Source organism: Myxococcus sp. CA033, assembly GCF_013336625.1.
GTDB classification, from domain to species: Bacteria; Myxococcota; Myxococcia; order Myxococcales; family Myxococcaceae; genus Myxococcus; species Myxococcus llanfairpwllgwyngyllgogerychwyrndrobwllllantysiliogogogochensis.
In genome coordinates, this window is the sequence record NZ_JABUMU010000011.1 from 124,760 (window position 1) to 141,392 (window position 16,633).

The window sequence follows — 16,633 nt, forward strand, 5'->3', positions numbered from 1 at the left end:
TTCAGCCCTCGCGCTCCATCACCTCGACGAGCGTGGACGCCATGTCGTCCCACGTCCTGGAGCGCAGCGACTCCGACAGCGAGGCCAGCGGCGCGGCCCAGGCGCTCGCATTCATCCGCCAGGACTCCAGCGCGCCCACGAGCCCCGCCACGTCGTCCGGGTCGTCCAGCAACAAGTCCCGCAGCGCGGCGGGATAGCGCTCCGCTACGCCCGCGGCGCGACTCACCAGCGCGGGCAGCCCCGCGCACAGGGCCTCCTGAACCCCCAGCCCATAGGCCTCGTAGCGCGTCGGCGCCACGAGCAGGTCCGCGGCGGACAGCAGCACCGGCACATCACTTCGGAACCCGAGGAACTGGATGCGCTCCGACAGGCCACGCACCCGCGCTTCATGCTCCCAGGCCTCGCGCTGCGCGCCCGCGCCCACCACCTTGAGGTCCGTGTCCCAATCGCCTCGGGCATGAAGTCGGGACCACGCCTCGAAGAGCGTGTCGAAGCCCTTGCGCCTGTCGCCCAGCGCTCCGATGAAGAGCGCCACCCGCCGGTCCGTCGGCCAGCCCAGCGCCGCGCGCGTCGCACTCCTCGTCTCCAGCGAGACAGGGTGGAAGCGCTCCGGCTCGCTGCCGTAGTAGACGACGTGCACCCGCGCCTCGGGGACGCCCGTCGCCGCCACCAGGTCGGCTCGAGTCCGCTCGGAGTTGGCGATGATGACGTTCGAGCGCCACAGCGCCTTGCGCTCATCGTTCTTGTAGCGCTGGTGACTCACCCGCCCCTTGAGCCGGCGAAGCGCACCGCCCACCGGCTCCGAGACGTAGGCGCCGTGGACGTAGTGCACCCAGTTGGCGCCCGGGACGACGCAGTTGCCACCATTGGCCAGGACGCGGCCACCCTCGGCGCGCGTGCGCAGGGCCCAGGCGCGTCCCATGGCATCCAGCAACGGCTCGCCCAGCAGATAGGAGTTCGCGGGCTTGGGCACGTGCACGAAGCGCACGTTGGGGAAGCCGAGCAGTTCGTCCGCCACGCGGTGCGCCACCAGCCGCACGGGGCCGCCTTGCTTCGCCAGCCAGAGCGCCAGCGCGAGGTTCGCCCGGTCCATCCCACCGGTGGCCACGAAGTCACCGGCGATGAGCGTGTAGGGTCTTCGCATGAGTCCAGGCGCCCAGGAGCGCCGCGTTGAGCAACCAGAACTCCATGCCCACCTGGCTCATGAAGAACGGATAGCTGAAGGTCAGCGCCAGCGCGCCCAGGTTGTACGCGAAGATGACGCTCCCCCACAGCCAGAACTCCTCACCCAGGTCCTCGCGCCGCCGCGCGATGCGCAGCACCCAGGCCATCGTTGCAAGCAGGCCCAGCGGATAGAGCACCATCACCAGGGCCCCACCGTCGTAGACCCACGCCGTCCACTGGATTTCCGCCCACAGGCCCGGGTAGGCCGGGTCGGAGTTGTCCCCGAAGTACGCGTTGGGCATTCCGTAGCGTCCCAGGCCCGCGCCCAGCGGATACTCCGGCAGCAGGTGCTCGAAGGTCCCCTCCAGGAAGCGCCCCCGGTTGCTGCGGTAGACCTCCTCGGGCTTCGCCTCGAACAAGGAGTCCCAGCGCGACTGCACCGCGTCGCCCCCGACCGCGACGGCCCAGCCGAAGGCGAACACAGCCGCCCCGCCCACCACGGCGAACAGCTTCGCCAGCCGCCCCACCCGGCCCGTGAGCGTGAGCACGAAGGCCATGGCCGCTAGACACACGACGAGCATCAGCGCAATCGCGCGAACCTGGCACAGGTAGAGGCTGAGCAGCCCTATCAGGATGCCACCGCCGCTCAGCCCGCGCGTCAGCCCGCGACGCGACGACAGCAGGAAACCGCTGCCGAGCAACACCGCGTAGAACGCGCCCGTCGCCGCGCCACCCGGCATGTCCGTCAGCCCCATGGGACGGTAGACGCGCTCGCCGCTCGCCGTCTCGAACTCCAGGCTGCGCAGGTAGGAGTCACCCTGCGACTGCACGGCGGAGGAGACGGCGGGCTGGAAGCGGCCCGGGAAGTAGACCTGGAGCACACCCACCGCCGCGCTCGCCACGTTGAAGAAGAACAGCAGCGCGAGCGTGAGGCGGAACACCTTCGGGTCGATGGACAGCCGCGTCACCCAGAGCAGCGGAGCGATGATGGAGAGCTGGATGCCGAGCTGCGCCGCCGCGCCCAGTGGACTGACGGTGCCCGGGTTGAAGAAGTTGAGCGCGGTGATGCCCAGTGAGCCCAGCACGAAGGGCAGGGCCGGATGCCTCAGGCCCCGTCCTGGCACGCACACCAGCAACGCCAGGCTCATGCCGAAGGCCAGGATGCGCACCACCAGGCGCAGCGGACCGATGGCGTCCACCAGCAAGGCGAGCTGACAGAAGATGAGCAGGCCGATGAACAGCGGCACCAGCTTGCCCGACGACAGCAGGCCCCTCCTGGGCTCGGCCCTCCGCGTCACCACCTCCAGCGGCACATCCGGAGCGCGGCGCACGAACTTGCGCCCGAGCACGCCCGGCCCCTGCAGCCCCGGTCTCACCCCGAGCGGTGGGCGCGGAGCACTCACGCGGCCACTCGGGAAACGGACCTGACGGAGCGCAGGTCCTCGTCCAGGCTCGCGAGGAAGACCTCGGGCGCGCAGAGCCTCGCCGCGCGAGCGGGCCCGCCCTCCCCCAGCCTGCGCCGGGCCTCCGCGTCGACCACCAGGCGGAGGAGCGCCGAGGCCAGCGCGCCGGCCTCGGGCGCGACGAGCCTGCCACACGTCTCGTCCACGATTTCCAGGGGGCCACCCAACGCGGTCGTCACCACGGGAAGTCCTGCCTGGAGCGCCTCGACGAAGGCCAGCCCGAAAGAGTCCGGCGACGTGTTGGGCTGACAGTGCAGGTCCGCCGCGCGCAGCAACCGGGGCACATCCGAGCGTTGCCCGAGGAACCGCACCCGCCCCTGCAGCCCGAGCGCCTTCGACTGCGCGAGCAGCCCGTCCACGTAGCGCGTCTCCTCCTCGCGTTGAGCGCCCCCCACCACCCACAGTCGCCACCCTCGCGCCTCGCGCATGCGGCCCAGGGCCTCGAGCAGCAGCCGATGCCCCTTCAATGCCTGCATGCGACTGACATGGATGATGACCACGTCGTCCTCGCTCGCGCCCAGGTCGGCACGCAGCAAGGCCCGCTCCGCCGCCTCCAGCTCACGCGCTGCCTCGGCGACCAGCGGGTGCCGCACCCGATAGGCCGCCCGGGGATAGACGGACCCCAGCGAGCGCGCCGCGAAGGCGCTGTTGGACAGCACCAGGTCCGGGGGGGTGACGCTCGCCCAGCGCTCCAGCCAATGCGCGCCGGCCAACGGTTCGTGCTGGAAGAACACCAGCGGGACGCCGGCCGCGCGCACCACCGGACCGAACAGCGCCTGGGGCCAGACCGAGTGACACACCGCCGCCGAGTACGCGCCCTGCTTCAACACCGCGCCCAGGGCCCGCCGCGCGCGCCACACCGTCCAGGGATGGCTCACCTTCGCTGGCCCCAACAGATGCACCGTCGCGCCCGCGGCGCGCAGCTCGTCGGCCAGGCGTCCCTCGAAGCACAGCGCATACTCGTGCACGGTGCCCTCCGGGTGGCGCGCCGCCACGCGCGCCAGCGAGACGAGGAGGGATTCGATGCCGCCGTAGAGATTGCCACTGTAGACGTGCAGCGCGCGCATGGTGGGCCTCAAGACCTCCCCGACGCGGCGCGAGCTGGCACTTCGGACGGAGCCTCCGCCACCGACATGGGGCGCCCCAGCGCCTCGGCGTACAGCCCCAGACTGCGGGCCGCCATGACGTCGTGCCGCAGCGCCCCCATCGCGCGTTCACGCCCTCCACGTCCCAGCTGCCGCACCAACTCCGGCTCGTCCAGCAGCCTGCGCGCCGCGCGTGCCAGCGCCACCGCGTCACCCACCGGCACCGTCAGCCCCGTCTCCTCGTGGCGGCTCACCCAGGGTACGCCCGAGTGAGGAATCGCCGTGTTCAACACGGGCAGCCCGCTGGCCATGGCCTCGACTTGAGACAAGCCATACGCCTCGCTCCGGGCGTTGCTGGGAAACCACAGCGCCGTCGCCGCGCGATAGGCTCCAGCGAGCGCGTCGGGCGACAGGTAGCCCGCCCATATCACGCGCGCCTCCACGCCCAGCGCCTTCGCCTGGCGCCGCGCCTCCGCCTCCACCGGCCCCTCGCCCACCACCACCAGTCGCCCCGGCACCCGCGTCAGGGCCTCCAGCGCGGTGAACAATCCCTTGTAGTAGACGAGCCGCCCCACCATCAGCCACAGCGGCTCGCCCGCGGCCACCTCACGCCACCGGGCCTCTTCCGTCCGAGCGGAGGCGGACGGATGGAGGAAGGGCGACACGTCGATGCCCAGGGGCAGCGCCCGCACCTTGGAGCGGAACGCGCGCAGCAGCGCGGAGCCGGGGACATAGGCGTCGCTGGTGGCCAGCACCCGGCACGCCCGCGCATACAGGAGCGCCTCGAAGGGACGAAAGAGCGCACCCGCCACCCTCTGACGGATGACGTCACTGTGGTGGGTGATGAAGACGGGCGGCAGTCGGGGCACGGCGTCCAGCGCCAACACCATGGTGGGGTTGGGCGTGTGAACGTGCACCACGTCCACGCCCCGTCCGAGCGCGCGCCACAGCGCCCCGGGCAGGTCCGTCAGCAGGTCCATCCGCGCCACGGAGGCGCGACGGCCCAGCCTCACCACGCGCACCGGACCGTCCCAGTCCTCGCGCGTGGGACTTCGCCCCAGGAACTCGTGGCTCGTCCCTGTCCCATCCGCTGAGTGGTTGGCGCAAATCACCTCCACCCGCGCGCCCAGCGCGGCCTGCTCGAGCGCCAGCGTCCGGACATGTGCTTCCATTCCACCCGACGCGGGCGGATAGAACTTGCCCAGGTGCAACACCCGCAGACCCGCTCCCGCCGGGGGCGTGCTCACGACTGCGTCACCCCGTCCTTGGACTCCTCCGCGTACTGCCCATAACCCTGGTAGGCCAGGTACGAGTCCCCGTAGCGCGGCGCCTTCAAGTCCACGTCGTTGAGGATGGCGCCGTACATGCGCGCCTGCACGTCCGCCAGCGAGCGCAGCGCGCGCCGGGCCGACTCGCGGTTCGTCTTGCCCGCCTTGAGCACCAGCACCACGCCGTCACACTGCGTCGCCAGCACCGCCGCGTCCGCCACCGCGTTGAGGGGCGGGCTGTCCAGGATGACGCGGTCGAACTTCCCCGCCGCCGCCTTCAACAGCTCCGTGAAGGCCCGCGTGTGCAACAGCTCCGCCGGGTTGGGTGGGATGGGGCCGCACGGCAACACGAACAGGCCGGGCACTTCCGTGCTCTTCACCGCCGCGTCCAGCGTGCCCTCGCCCACCACCAACGAGGAGATGCCCAGTTCGTTCGGCACGCCGAAGGCCCGGTGCAGCCGGGGCCTGCGCATGTCCGTGTCCAGCAGCAACACCCGGTTGCCGCTCTGGGCCATGGCCACGCCCAGGTTGATGCTGGTGGTGGACTTGCCTTCCTGAGGACCACTGGACGTCACCACCAGCGTCTTGAAGGGTGTGTCCGGAGACATGAACAGGAGGTTGGTCCGGATGGCCCGGCAGCACTCCGCCACCGACGACTTCGGCTCGCGGTGCACGTAGAGGTCCCGGTCCTTCGGCGGGTGGTGCCCCTCGATGCGCGGCATCACGCCCAGGAACGCCAGCCCCAGCCGCTCCTCCACGTCCGCCTGCGTGGCCACGCTGTTCTCCAGCAGGTCCAGGAGCAGCGCCACGCCCAGCCCCGCGAGCACCCCCATCACCAACCCCACCAGCAGGTTGCGATTCACGTTCGGCTTCACCGGGATGTACTGCGGCCGGGCCGAGTCCAACACGCGCACGTTGCTGGTGCGCAAGAGGCCCGACAGCTCGATGTCCTTGAGCCGCTTGAGCACCAGTTCGTAGAGCCGCTGGTTGTTGTCCGACTCGCGCTTGAGCCGGTCGTACTCGATGGACTTCTTGTTCACCTGGAACGCCTCGGCCTTGGCGTCGTCCAGCAGCCGCACCAGGTTCTTGCGCTGCGCCTCCGCCTCGGACAGCTCCGTCTCCGCCGAGCGAACCAGGTTGCGCAGGCTCTTGAGGAAGTCGGCCTGAATCACCGCCAGCTTGCCCTGGCACTCCAGGAGCTTCGGGTGCTCGGGCAGGTAGCGCTCGGTCAACTCCGCGCACGCCACGCGCACGTCCGTGTAGGCCTTCTTGAGGTCCTGGATGGAGCCATCCTTGGCCCCCGGCAGCGCCTCCGCCCACAGCTCGTCGTCGGGCGAGGCCTTGCGCAGCTTCTGGATGGCCTCCACGCGCGCCTGCAGCGCGGCGATGCGGGTGCTCACCTCGGTGAGGTTCAGGTTGTAGCTGTTGATGCGGTCGCTGACGATGCTCATCCGCGACTCCAGCGACGTGGACAACATGTCCGCGTCCTTCTTGAAATCGTAGACGGCCATCTCGCTCGCCTTGGACTGGTTCTCCAGGTCCTCCAGCCGCCCCTCCAGCCAGCTTTGCGCGTCCTCCGTCATGCGCAGCTTGAGCGCCAGGTTCTCCGCCATGTACGCGCCCGCCACTTCGTTGGCGAGCAGCGCGGCGCGCTGGGCATCCAGGTCATCCACCGCGATGTTCATCACCCGCGAGTCCTTCGCGGGCAGCACGCGGATGCGCGACTGGAGCAGCCCCACCGCGTCCGAGCCCTGCATGGCCTGGACGCGGGCCTTCTCGTCCTGCAGGCCCGCGAGCCCCAGGAAGCCTGGGTCCGTCGACAGCCCGAGCTTGTCCACCACCCGGCTGGCCACCGCGCGCGAGGTGATGATTTCGCTCTGCGTGGCGTAGTACTCCTTGTTGAACCAGTAGTTGCTGCGCTCCTCGCCCATGACCTCCTTCACCTCGCCGTCCAGGAAGCGAGGCGCCATCACGTCGATGATGAGCGAGGTGCTGGCGGAGAAGACCTTGGGCTGGCGCAGCGTGTAGACGGCCGCGAGCGCCGCCACCACCACCGCCACGCCGAGCACGACCCACTTGCGTCGCCAGAGCGCCCGCGCGCGGAGCATCAATCCCGCGGGCGTCGGGCCGTTGTTGCCACCGGCCGGGTCGAACACGGTTCCTTCCACGTCTTGTCTCTCCTGGAGCCTGGAGCGCCTGGGCCGGGGCCGACCTTCACCCACACCCATGGACACCGTCGTCGAGCGTGCCGTGTCCGCCCCGGGTTGTCCATCGTTCCGCCGTCGCCTGGACGCCCCCCTTCCACCCTTCTTCGAGGGAGGAACGCGCGCATTCGGGCCGCCTGTGCTAGGGAGCGCGACGTGAGCTTTCCGCACTCCGTCATCATCCCTTTCGACTCGTCCACTGTAGATGCCGCCGCCCATTTCGCCCGCGCCCTGGCGGGCCGCGCGGAAGTGGTGCTCGCCGGAGACGGCCAGCCTGATGTGGCATCAAGACCCGGCCTCCATGTGCTCAGCGTCCAGGGAGGCAAGGGCGCGTCCATCCGCGCGGCGCTGTCCCACGTGACGAGCGCCGTGACGGTGCTCCAGGACCCGGATGCGGCCTATGCACCGGACGCCTATGAGGCCCTCATGGGCCCGCTCCAGGCGGACACCGCGGACGCCGTCTTCGGCCGCCGTGGCACCCCCGGCCTGACGCCGGAGCTGTGGGCCGAGCGCGCGATGGGCCATGTTGCCCGCTTCGTCACGGACGTGCCGGTGAAGGACCCGCTCAGCGGCGTGCGCGCGTTTCGCACGGAAGCCCTGCGCTCCGTCACCCTCACCAGCGATGACGACGCGGTGGACGCCGAGCTCGTCGTGAAGCTGGCCGCGCAACTCTACCGCCTCACGGAAGTGTCGCTGCCGCCCATGCAGGCCGTGCCCCGCCGCCCGCGCGCCGCGCGCCTGTCGCAGCTGCGCACGCTGATGCGCTACGCCACCGTGCGCGACGACGCAGACAACCAGCACGAGGGCTACACCACGCTGGAGCGCATGGACGGCGCCACCCACTACAACCAGTGGCTGGGCCGCCGCTTCCGCGCGCACCTGGGCCGCCGCGTGCTGGAGATTGGCGCCGGCATCGGCACGATTACCCGCGAGCTGGAGTCCGGCGCGGAGCTGCTCATCGCGCTGGAGGTCGACCGCTTCTACGTCGACCGCCTGAAGAACCTCTTCCGCGGCCGGCCCCACGTCCGCCCGTACCTGTCCGACGTGGCCCTGGCGGACTGGGAGTCGCTCAAGCAGGAGCGCCTGGACACCATTGTCCTCTCCAACGTGCTGGAGCACATCCCCGACGACGGGTCCGCGGTGCGCCGCTTCCGTCAGATTCTGGCGCCCGGCGGACGGGTGCTCATCCTCGTCCCCGCGCTGGAGCAGCTGTTCGGCAGCATCGACGAGGCCGTGGGCCACTACCGCCGCTACACCCCCGCCAGCCTGCGCGCCGTGCTGGAGGAGAATGGCTTCGAGGTGGAGAAGCTGGAGTGGATGAACCTGGTGGGCATGCCCGGCTGGTTCGTCAACAGCCGGCTGTTGCGCCGCCGCTCCGTGCCCAAGCTCCAGCTCAAGCTGTACGACACGCTGGCCCCGCTGTTCGCCCGCGCCGAGGCGAACGTGAAGCTGCCGGTGGGCATGAGCCTCTTCGCCGTGGCCCGCGTCACCGGAGGCGACGCTTGAGGATGCGCCTCCCGGCGACGACGCACCACACCGCGGGGAGCACCACGCCGTGAGTCTGGCGCCAGGGCCGGCCACCGACTCGCAGACCCCTTCGGAGTCCTCGGCGCCCGGCCCCACCGGGAAGCCCGTCATGGCCTCCCGGGGCGCGCCTCGCGCGGTCTGGGCCGCCCTGGCGGCGCTGTATGTGTTGTTGTTTCCGTACCACCCGAAGCTGCGCTCACCCAATGAGCTGTGTCGGCTCTGGCAGAGCATCGCGCTGGTGGAGCACGGCACGCTCGACATCAACCAGGTGCTGCGCGACCGGGGCTACGTGGGCGACCTGTCCGTGAAGGATGGGAAGTACTACCCCAGCAAGGCGCCGCTGCTCTCGTTCGCCGCCGCGCCGGTGTACGCCGCGCTGCGCGCCGCCTCGGGTCCGGAGCCGGTGCCCGAGGTCCCCCTCGTCTTCTTCTCGCGCCTGTGGCTCACCGTGCTGCCCACGCTGGGCCTGCTGTGGCTGGTGCGGCGCTACCTGCGTGCCACCCTCACTGCGCCCGTCGCCGACGCCCTCACCGTGACGTACGGACTGGGCTCGCTGGCGTTCAGCTACTCCCTGTTGTTCATGAGCCACCAGACGACGGCGGTGCTGCTCTTCGCCGGCTTCTATGCGCTGTGGCGCTGCGCGCGCGGGGAGTGGCGCGAGCGGGGCTATGTCCTCGCGGGGGCGTGCGCGGGAGCCACCGTGGCGGCCGAGTACACCGGCGCCCTGGGGGTGCTCGGGCTGGTGCTGTACGCCGCGCTCACCTTCCTCTTCCGCGACGTCCCGGCCCGCGAGCGCTTGCGGGGCCTGGGCCGCGCCGCCGGGCTCGCCACGCTGGGCGCGCTGCCCTTCGTGCTCGCGCTGATGGCGTACCACCAGGCCACCTTCGGACATCCGCTGACGAGCGGGTACAAGTACCTCAACGACTCCGGCTACCAGCCGTGGCACCTGGGCGGATTCCTGGGCATCCGCACGCCGGACCCGCGCGCCTTCACCCTGTCGCTCGTCTCTCCGCTGCGGGGGCTGTTCACGCTCGCCCCCTTCCTGCTGCTGGCCGTGCCCGGCCTTTCGCGGCTGCGTTTCCGGCGCGGCGCCGACGTCTCCGCCGAGCAGCGCGCCCTGGCGTGGATGACGGCGGCGCTCCTCGCGGGCTACCTCTACTTCACGTCCTCCTTCTCCTATGACTCCTGGGGCTGGACGACGGGGCCGCGCCACCTCACCGGCCTGGTGCCCTTCCTCCTGCTGCCCGCGGGCCTGTGGCTGGAGCGCCTGCGCGAGCGTCAAAGCCTCACCGCCCTGGGCGCGGGCGCCATGCTGTGCGGAGCCGCCATCCTCACCACGGGGCTGGCCACCTTCGTCAATTACATCCCAGACGACGTCTCCAACGCCCTGGGAGGTCTGACGTTGCCGCTGCTGCACGCCGGCTTCTTCCCTCCCTCCGTGCTGTCCTTCCTCGGTGTGCCCCAATCCATCGCGGGCGTGCTGCTGCTCGTCCTCCTGGTGGCCGTGACGGGTTGGGTCCTCGCCACTCTCTCCACGCCCCCCGGGCGGCGCTGGCCCGCCCTGCCCTCCGTGGCCGCCGGTCTCGCGACGCTGCTGCTGGTGACCACCCTGCATTACCAGACCACCGAACATGACGACGCGGACCGCAATGCCGTGCGGTTCCTGGAGTCCGTGTGGCTCGCGCCTCCCCAGGGCCACGTGTCGTTCTGGCCCCGTCAGCCTCACTGAGACGCCTGAGTAACCGGAGGCGCGTCCAACTCCCTGGGCGGGCTCCATGGCGACGACCTCCTCGCCGCCAGCGGCACTCCCCGGGCACGACGTTCCGTGCCACAGTTGTCTCCTCCCAAGGAGGCAGTGACGATGATGAAGCGGGTTGCCCTGGTGATGAGCCTCTGTCTGGCCCCAAGCGTCTACGCGGAGGATGAAGTCGCGGACGTGTGGAAGGCCAAGTGCAAGTCGTGTCACGGCGACGACGGCAAGGCGCAGACCAAGATGGGCAAGAAGGAGTCCATCGTCGACATGAGCCAGGCTGCCTGGCAGGCGGCCGAGTCGGACGCGGACATCCGTCAGGCGATTGCCGACGGCTCCCCTCGCAACACGAAGATGAAAGCCTTCAAGGACAAGCTCACCGCCGCGCAGATTGACGCGCTGGTGGGATACATCCGCACCATGAAGGCGAAGTAGGGCCCCGCGGCTCGCTGAATATCCCTCCGGGGTGCGCGTCAGCCGGACAGAGAAACGGAGCCGACCATGAAGACCCTCTCCACCGCCCTCGTGTTCTGCCTGTCCATGGCCGGTCTGTTCGCCTCAGTTCGCGCCGATGCCCTGACCTCCCCGCGAATCGAGCCGGGAGTGTCCCGGCCCGAGCCCCTCTCGCTGCGTCCTGGCGACGGCAAGGGAGGTGGGGACGGGGATGACAAGGGCGGCGACGACAAGGGTGGCGACGACGAGGAGGACGAGGAGGACTACCGCTCCCGCTACGCCGGTGTCTCCGGAGCCGCGGCGCTGGAGCTGGTGGACCCCGGTGTCCTCAACGACTTGATGCGCCTGCGCGCCGCGGCCCGGTACGGCCGCTACTGAGCAGGCAGGCGTGCCCTCGGCTCAGGCCCAGCGCGTCTGGGTCTCGTCCTGGGCCTGGACCACGCGGGGCAGCGTCACCGAGAAACACGTCCCGGCCTCCAGTGAGGACGCGACATCCACCCACCCGCCGTGGGCCGTGACGATTTGCGAGACGATGTAGAGCCCCAGGCCCAGCCCGTGACGGTGGGGCCGGGGCATGCCCGGCTCGGGCGTGGCGCGGTGGAAGGGCGCGAACAGGCGCGGGCGCAGCGAGTCCGGAATGGGCGGCCCGAGGTTGTGGACCTCCACGCGCTGGAAGAGCGGGTCACTCGCCGCCAGCCGCACGCGCACCGACGTGCCACTGGGGCTGTGTTGCAGCGCGTTGCCGACCAGGTTGGAGAGCACCTGTCCCAGCCGCTCCTCGTCCCAGATGCCGCGCGACTCGCCGTCCACCTCCAGGTCCACCTGATGCTGGGGATGGGCCGGCTCCAGCTCGGAGATGATGCGACGGCACACCGACTCCATGCACACCTCGCGCGGACGCAGGGGAATGCCTCCCGCCATGCGCGCGCGGGTGAAGTCGAGCAACTGTTTCACCAGCCGCGCCATACGCTCGGCGCTCCCGTCGATGCGCTGCGCCACGCGCCGCGCCTCCGGCGTCAGCGTGGCCTGGGCCAGCAGGGCCGCTGCGGACAGCCGCACCGCCGCCAGCGGGTTGCCCAAATCGTGCCCCAGCACGCCGATGAAGCGCTCCTGGAAGCGCGCCTCCTCGTCCCGCTCCAGCTCCTGGCGGCGGCGCGCGGTGACATCCCGGCTGATGCCGAACAGGCCGTAGACGGTGCTGTCGCCCCGACGGAGCACGCCCTTGGTCGTCTGCCAGATGCGGTCGCTTCCCGGCCCGCCCTCTGAGTCCTCGTAGGTGGCGGTGACGCCGGACTCCATCACCGCGCGGTCATGCGCCAGCGTGGGCCCGGCGACGTCCTCGCCCAGCAACTCCAGGTCCGTGCGCCCGAGGATGTCCTGCGGCGCCCGATTGAACGCCCGCGCGGTGGCGGGATTGATGAGCACGTAGCGCGCATCCACGTCCTTCACGTAGATGGCGTCGGTGGCGCTCTCGATGACGGCGTGCAGCAGGTCATGGTCCCTGCGCAGCGTCTCCTCGGCGGCCATCCGCTCCGTCAGGTCCTCCAGGAAGACGACAACGCCGTCCTCCCAGGGCGACACCCGCGCCAGCAGCCAGACGAGCCCCACGGAGGACTGGCGGGAGACACGCACCACCTCCGGCTCGCGGCGCACCGCCACTCGGACACACGCGGCGAACAGGCCACATTCGCCCACCCACGGCGCTTCCTCGAGGAGGCGCTGGCGCACGAGCGGACGCTCATCGCGCCCCAGCCAGCGCTCCGCGTGGACATTCGCGGAGACGCACTCGAAGTCCAGGATGCCGTGCCCAGCGGAGCGGACGCTGCGCAGCACCATCACTGCTTCGGAGGGGGGTGCGCCCGCCCCGCTCATCAACCTGTTGCTCCAACGGCCGGATTGCATGGCTGGCGTGTGGCACCCCCCAGCGATGCCTTGCAGGAGAGTAGTTCCTGCCCCGGGCATGCGGCCAACCCACCCCAGGTACGGCTGATTCGTGGCGGACACAGCATTCGTGGCCGCGTCGGCTCCGACACACGACACGCAATGCGCTCTGTCGTTGACCTGTCAGGGGCATGCCCCTAATTACCCTGCGGCCCTCAGGGGTCCACTCATGGACACTCCTTTCACACAGAGGCGGGATGACGAGGCGGCGCAGCCTGGCGGCGTGCCGCTCGTGGCGGGTGACACCTTCGCCCGGTTGCTGGCGGAGCTGCGCCCGGGACACCGCGCGCGGACGCAGGGACTGAAGGGCTCCGCCCGGGGCCACGTGCTGGCTCGCCTGCACCGTGAAGCACGCGCGCCGCTCGTCTGCGTGGCGGCGGACGAGGAAGCAGCCGATGCCCTGGCCGCCGACCTCGCCTTCTTCCTGGGTGGCACCGGCACGCTGCTGCGGCCGAGCGTGCTGCGCCTGCCCGCCGACGAGGTGCTGCCCTACGACGAGCTGTCCCCGGAGGCGATCGCCGTCACCGAGCGGCTGGGCGCGTTGTTTCACTTGTCTCAAGGCACGCGCTTCCCGGTGCTGGTGCTATCCCTGCGCGCGCTGCACCGCCGCGTGCTGCGCCCGGACGTCATGGCCGCGCTCACGGACCGGGTGGTGGTGGGCCAGGAGTACGACCGGGACGCGCTGGCGCGGAAGCTCTCCCGGATGGGCTACCAGAACAGCCCGATGGTGGAGGACGTGGGGACGTTCTCCGTGCGCGGCGGTCTGCTGGACGTCTTCAGCCCGCTCTACGACAAGCCGGTGCGCCTGGAGTTCTTCGGGGACACCATCGACTCCATCCGCGCCTTCGACCCGGAGTCGCAGCGCACGGTGGACGCGCTGAAGGAAGTGGACCTGGTGCCCGCGCGGGAGCTGCTGCTCACCGAGGACACCCGCCCGCGCGCCGAGGCCGCCGCCCGCGAAGTGGCCGAGCACATCAACCTGCCCACCATCCAGCTGCGCGAGCGGCTGGACGCGTTGCGAGAGGGGATGCCCGGCTTCGGACTCGAGGGCCTGCTGCCCGCGCTGTTCGAGGGCGGACTGGCCACGGTGTTCGACTTCCTGCGCACGTGGAGCCCGGAGGCGCCCGTCTTCTACCTGGACGACCCGCTGGAGCTGGGGCGCGCCGCGGACGCGCTGTGGGACGAGTTGGAGCGCACCTTCGTCGCGGCCGAGGAGCGCAAGGACCTGGTGCGCCCGCCGGCCGAGCACTTCCTTTCGCGCGAGGCCGTCGCGGAGCTGCTGGGCGGCTATCGCGTCGTCGAGGGTGGAGGCCTGTCGCTCACGCAGTCCGAGAAGCCGCCGGTGCTCTTCCAGTTCGGCGGCACGCAGGACCTGCGGGAGGCGATTCTCGCGCACCATGGCGAGGAGGGCGCGCTCTCGCCGCTGGTGGACCGGCTCCAGCGCTGGCGGGACTCGGGCGTCGCGTGCGCGGTGGCGTGCGGCACGCTGAGCCAGGCGGACCGGCTCAAGCGGCTCTTGCTGGACCGCGACGTCATGGTGAAGGTGCACACCGAGCCCATGACGGACGCGTCGGTGCTGTACGAGCCGTCGGTGTGGGCGCACCTCTTCACGGGGGAGGTGAGCCAGGGCTTCGTGGACGGCTCGGGCGGGCTGGCCGTGCTGTCGGACGAGGAGATTTTCGGCGTCCGCGCGCGTCGGCGCGTCAAGCGCGGCAAGAAGCTGGATGCCTTCGCCGCGGGCTTCAAGGACCTGAAGGAAGGCGACCTCATCGTCCACACCGACTTCGGCATCGGCCGCTACTCGGGCCTGACGAAGATGCAGGTGAACGGCGTGCCCGGGGACTTCCTCGTCCTGGAGTACGCGGGCCGGGACAAAATCTACCTGCCGGTGGGCCGCATGCGGCTCATCCAGAAGTTCACCGGCGGCAACCCGGACACCATCCAGCTCGACAAGCTGGGGACGACGAGCTGGGAGAAGACGAAGAAGCGCGTCAAGGAACAGCTCCTCAAGATGGCGGCGGAGCTGCTGCAAATCGCCGCCTCGCGCCGCGCCCACCCGGGCCACTCCTTCAGCGCGCCGGACCGCTACTTCGCCCAGTTCGAGGCGGACTTCGAGTTCGAGGAGACGCCGGACCAGGCGAAGGCGATTGAGGACGTGCTGGCGGACATGCAGAAGCCGGAGCCCATGGACCGGCTCGTCTGCGGCGACGTGGGCTACGGCAAGACGGAGGTCGCCATGCGCGCGGCCTTCAAGGCGACGCTGGACCGCAAGCAGGTGGCGGTGCTGGTGCCCACCACGGTGCTGGCGCAGCAGCACTTCCTCTCCTTCAGGAAGCGCTTCAACGACTACCCCGTCACGGTGGAGGTCATCTCCGGACTGAAGAAGCCGCCGGAGGTGCGGGACATCCTCAAGCGCGCCAAGGAGGGCAAGGTCGACATCCTCATCGGCACGCACAAGCTGTTGGGCGGCGAGGTGGCCTTCAAGGACCTGGGGCTGATGATTGTCGACGAGGAGCAGCGCTTCGGCGTGAAGCAGAAGGAGTCGCTGAAGAAGTGGCGCTCCCAGATTGACGTGCTGACGCTGACGGCGACACCCATTCCCCGCACGCTGCACATGAGCATGTCGGGTGTGCGCGACATGAGCATCATCGCCACGCCGCCGCAGGACAGGCGCGCCATCCGCACCTTCGTCATGAAGTACGACGCCATGGTGGTGAAGGAGGCGATTGAGCGGGAGGTCGCTCGCGGCGGGCAGGTCTTCTTCGTGCACAACCGCGTGGAGTCCCTGCCGTCCATGGAGCAGCAGTTGCGCGAGCTGGTGCCGCAGCTGTCCGTCGGCGTGGCGCACGGACAGATGGGTGAAGGGCAGCTCGAGAAGGTGATGTTGGAGTTCACCGAGCGCAAGCACCAGGTGCTCCTGTGCACCGCCATCATCGAGAGCGGCATCGACATCTCCAGCGCCAACACGATGATTGTGAACCGGGCGGACCAGTTCGGCCTCGCGCAGCTCTACCAGCTCCGAGGCCGCGTGGGCCGCTCCAAGGAGCGCGCGTATGCGTACCTGCTGGTGCCCACGCGTCGGGCGGTGACGCGCGATGCGCAGCGGCGGCTGGAGGTGCTCCAGAACTTCACCGAGCTGGGCGCGGGCTTCTCCATCGCCAGCCATGACCTGGAGATTCGCGGCGCGGGCAACCTGCTGGGCGAGAAGCAGTCCGGCGCCATCGCCGAGATTGGCTTCGACATGTACGCGCAGCTCCTGGAGGAAGCCGTCGCGGAGCTGCAGGGCCAGCCGCCCAAGGTGCAAATCGAGCCGGACGTCACGCTGCCCATGCCCGCGCTCATCCCGGACGACTACGTCAGCGACGTGCACCAGCGGCTCGTCTTCTACAAGCGCTTCAGCCAGGCCGGCCACCCCGACGAAGTGACGGACCTGCGCGCGGAGCTGGTGGACCGCTACGGCGAGGCGCCGGACGAGGTGGACCACCTGTCCGAGCTGACGCTGCTGAAAATCGACATGCGTGATTTGCGACTGCGGGGCCTGGAGGTCGGCACCCAGCGGTTGGTGGTGACGCTGGGCGCGGACGCGCTCCTGGACGGGCCGAAGGTCGCCGGGCTGGTGCAGCGCTCGAAGGGCTACTACCGCCTCACGCCAGACATGAAGCTCATCGCCCGCGTGGCGCAGGGCCTCCAGGGCCATGACCTCATCGCCGAGGCACGCAAGGTGCTGAGGGACCTGGACCACTGCTCGCTGCCCCGGAGCTGAGCCGTCCCGAAACGA

General features: G+C 70.2%; 11 protein-coding genes. 5 read left to right on the forward strand and 6 right to left on the reverse strand.

What is annotated here, in order from left to right; all coding sequences use genetic code 11:
- Nucleotide 1: 1 nt before the first annotated feature.
- The 5 genes from HUA78_RS25015 to HUA78_RS25035 are packed head-to-tail and all read right to left on the reverse strand — an operon-like array spanning nucleotide 2 to nucleotide 7,148.
- Nucleotides 2–1,144 carry a glycosyltransferase family 4 protein gene (locus tag HUA78_RS25015; protein WP_254623880.1) on the reverse strand — a complete coding sequence of 381 codons (1,143 nt, stop codon included), beginning with the start codon at nucleotides 1,142–1,144 and terminating at the stop codon, nucleotides 2–4.
- Nucleotides 1,113–2,567 (reverse strand): hypothetical protein, encoded by a 1,455-nt coding sequence (locus tag HUA78_RS25020; protein WP_371745656.1) that lies wholly within the window; start codon nucleotides 2,565–2,567, stop codon nucleotides 1,113–1,115. Before HUA78_RS25020 ends, HUA78_RS25015 begins: the two co-directional genes overlap by 32 nt.
- Complete coding sequence (locus tag HUA78_RS25025; RefSeq protein WP_174454546.1) at nucleotides 2,564–3,694, reverse strand: glycosyltransferase; 1,131 nt, start codon at nucleotides 3,692–3,694, stop codon at nucleotides 2,564–2,566. The genes HUA78_RS25020 and HUA78_RS25025 overlap by 4 nt, the downstream gene beginning before the upstream one ends.
- 8 nt (nucleotides 3,695–3,702) lie before the next feature.
- Nucleotides 3,703–4,959: a glycosyltransferase gene (locus HUA78_RS25030; protein WP_174454545.1), complete on the reverse strand. Its 1,257-nt coding sequence runs from the start codon at nucleotides 4,957–4,959 to the stop codon at nucleotides 3,703–3,705.
- On the reverse strand, nucleotides 4,956–7,148 hold the full coding sequence (locus HUA78_RS25035; RefSeq protein ID WP_174454544.1) for a polysaccharide biosynthesis tyrosine autokinase: 2,193 nt from the start codon (nucleotides 7,146–7,148) through the stop codon (nucleotides 4,956–4,958). Before HUA78_RS25035 ends, HUA78_RS25030 begins: the two co-directional genes overlap by 4 nt.
- Nucleotides 7,149–7,340: 192 nt before the next feature.
- Here HUA78_RS25035 and HUA78_RS25040 point away from each other — a divergent pair, with 192 nt between their 5' ends.
- The 4 genes from HUA78_RS25040 to HUA78_RS25055 all read left to right on the forward strand — a co-directional run bounded on the left by HUA78_RS25040 (nucleotide 7,341) and on the right by HUA78_RS25055 (nucleotide 11,292).
- Nucleotides 7,341–8,690 carry a bifunctional glycosyltransferase/class I SAM-dependent methyltransferase gene (locus tag HUA78_RS25040; RefSeq protein WP_174454543.1) on the forward strand — a complete coding sequence of 450 codons (1,350 nt, stop codon included), beginning with the start codon at nucleotides 7,341–7,343 and terminating at the stop codon, nucleotides 8,688–8,690.
- 49 nt (nucleotides 8,691–8,739) lie between these two features.
- Complete coding sequence (locus HUA78_RS25045; protein WP_174459752.1) at nucleotides 8,740–10,440, forward strand: hypothetical protein; 1,701 nt, start codon at nucleotides 8,740–8,742, stop codon at nucleotides 10,438–10,440.
- A gap of 132 nt (nucleotides 10,441–10,572) precedes the next feature.
- A complete protein-coding gene (locus HUA78_RS25050; protein ID WP_174454541.1) occupies nucleotides 10,573–10,896 on the forward strand; it encodes a c-type cytochrome in 324 nt (107 codons plus the stop codon).
- 66 nt (nucleotides 10,897–10,962) lie between these two features.
- On the forward strand, nucleotides 10,963–11,292 hold the full coding sequence (locus tag HUA78_RS25055) for a hypothetical protein (RefSeq protein ID WP_141641766.1): 330 nt from the start codon (nucleotides 10,963–10,965) through the stop codon (nucleotides 11,290–11,292).
- Between the two features lie 21 nt (nucleotides 11,293–11,313).
- Here the strand turns inward: HUA78_RS25055 and HUA78_RS25060 are convergent, their stop codons facing one another.
- Nucleotides 11,314–12,816 carry a PAS domain-containing sensor histidine kinase gene (locus tag HUA78_RS25060; RefSeq protein ID WP_174459753.1) on the reverse strand — a complete coding sequence of 501 codons (1,503 nt, stop codon included), beginning with the start codon at nucleotides 12,814–12,816 and terminating at the stop codon, nucleotides 11,314–11,316.
- A gap of 208 nt (nucleotides 12,817–13,024) precedes the next feature.
- On the opposite strand from HUA78_RS25060, the gene mfd reads away from it, so the two are divergent.
- On the forward strand, nucleotides 13,025–16,618 hold the full coding sequence (gene mfd / locus HUA78_RS25065) for a transcription-repair coupling factor (RefSeq protein ID WP_174477313.1): 3,594 nt from the start codon (nucleotides 13,025–13,027) through the stop codon (nucleotides 16,616–16,618).
- The last annotated feature ends 15 nt before the right edge of the window (nucleotides 16,619–16,633 follow it).

Excerpts from the sequence above, each read along its gene's own strand:
- HUA78_RS25060 (WP_174459753.1), bottom strand. The coding sequence starts at position 12,816 with ATGCAATCCGGCCGTTGGAGCAACAGGTTGATGAGCGGGGCGGGCGCA.
- mfd (WP_174477313.1), top strand. The coding sequence starts at position 13,025 with ATGGACACTCCTTTCACACAGAGGCGGGATGACGAGGCGGCGCAGCCT.
- HUA78_RS25025 (WP_174454546.1), bottom strand. The coding sequence starts at position 3,694 with ATGCGCGCGCTGCACGTCTACAGTGGCAATCTCTACGGCGGCATCGAA.
- HUA78_RS25015 (WP_254623880.1), bottom strand. The coding sequence starts at position 1,144 with ATGCGAAGACCCTACACGCTCATCGCCGGTGACTTCGTGGCCACCGGT.
- HUA78_RS25055 (WP_141641766.1), top strand. The coding sequence starts at position 10,963 with ATGAAGACCCTCTCCACCGCCCTCGTGTTCTGCCTGTCCATGGCCGGT.
- HUA78_RS25050 (WP_174454541.1), top strand. The coding sequence starts at position 10,573 with ATGATGAAGCGGGTTGCCCTGGTGATGAGCCTCTGTCTGGCCCCAAGC.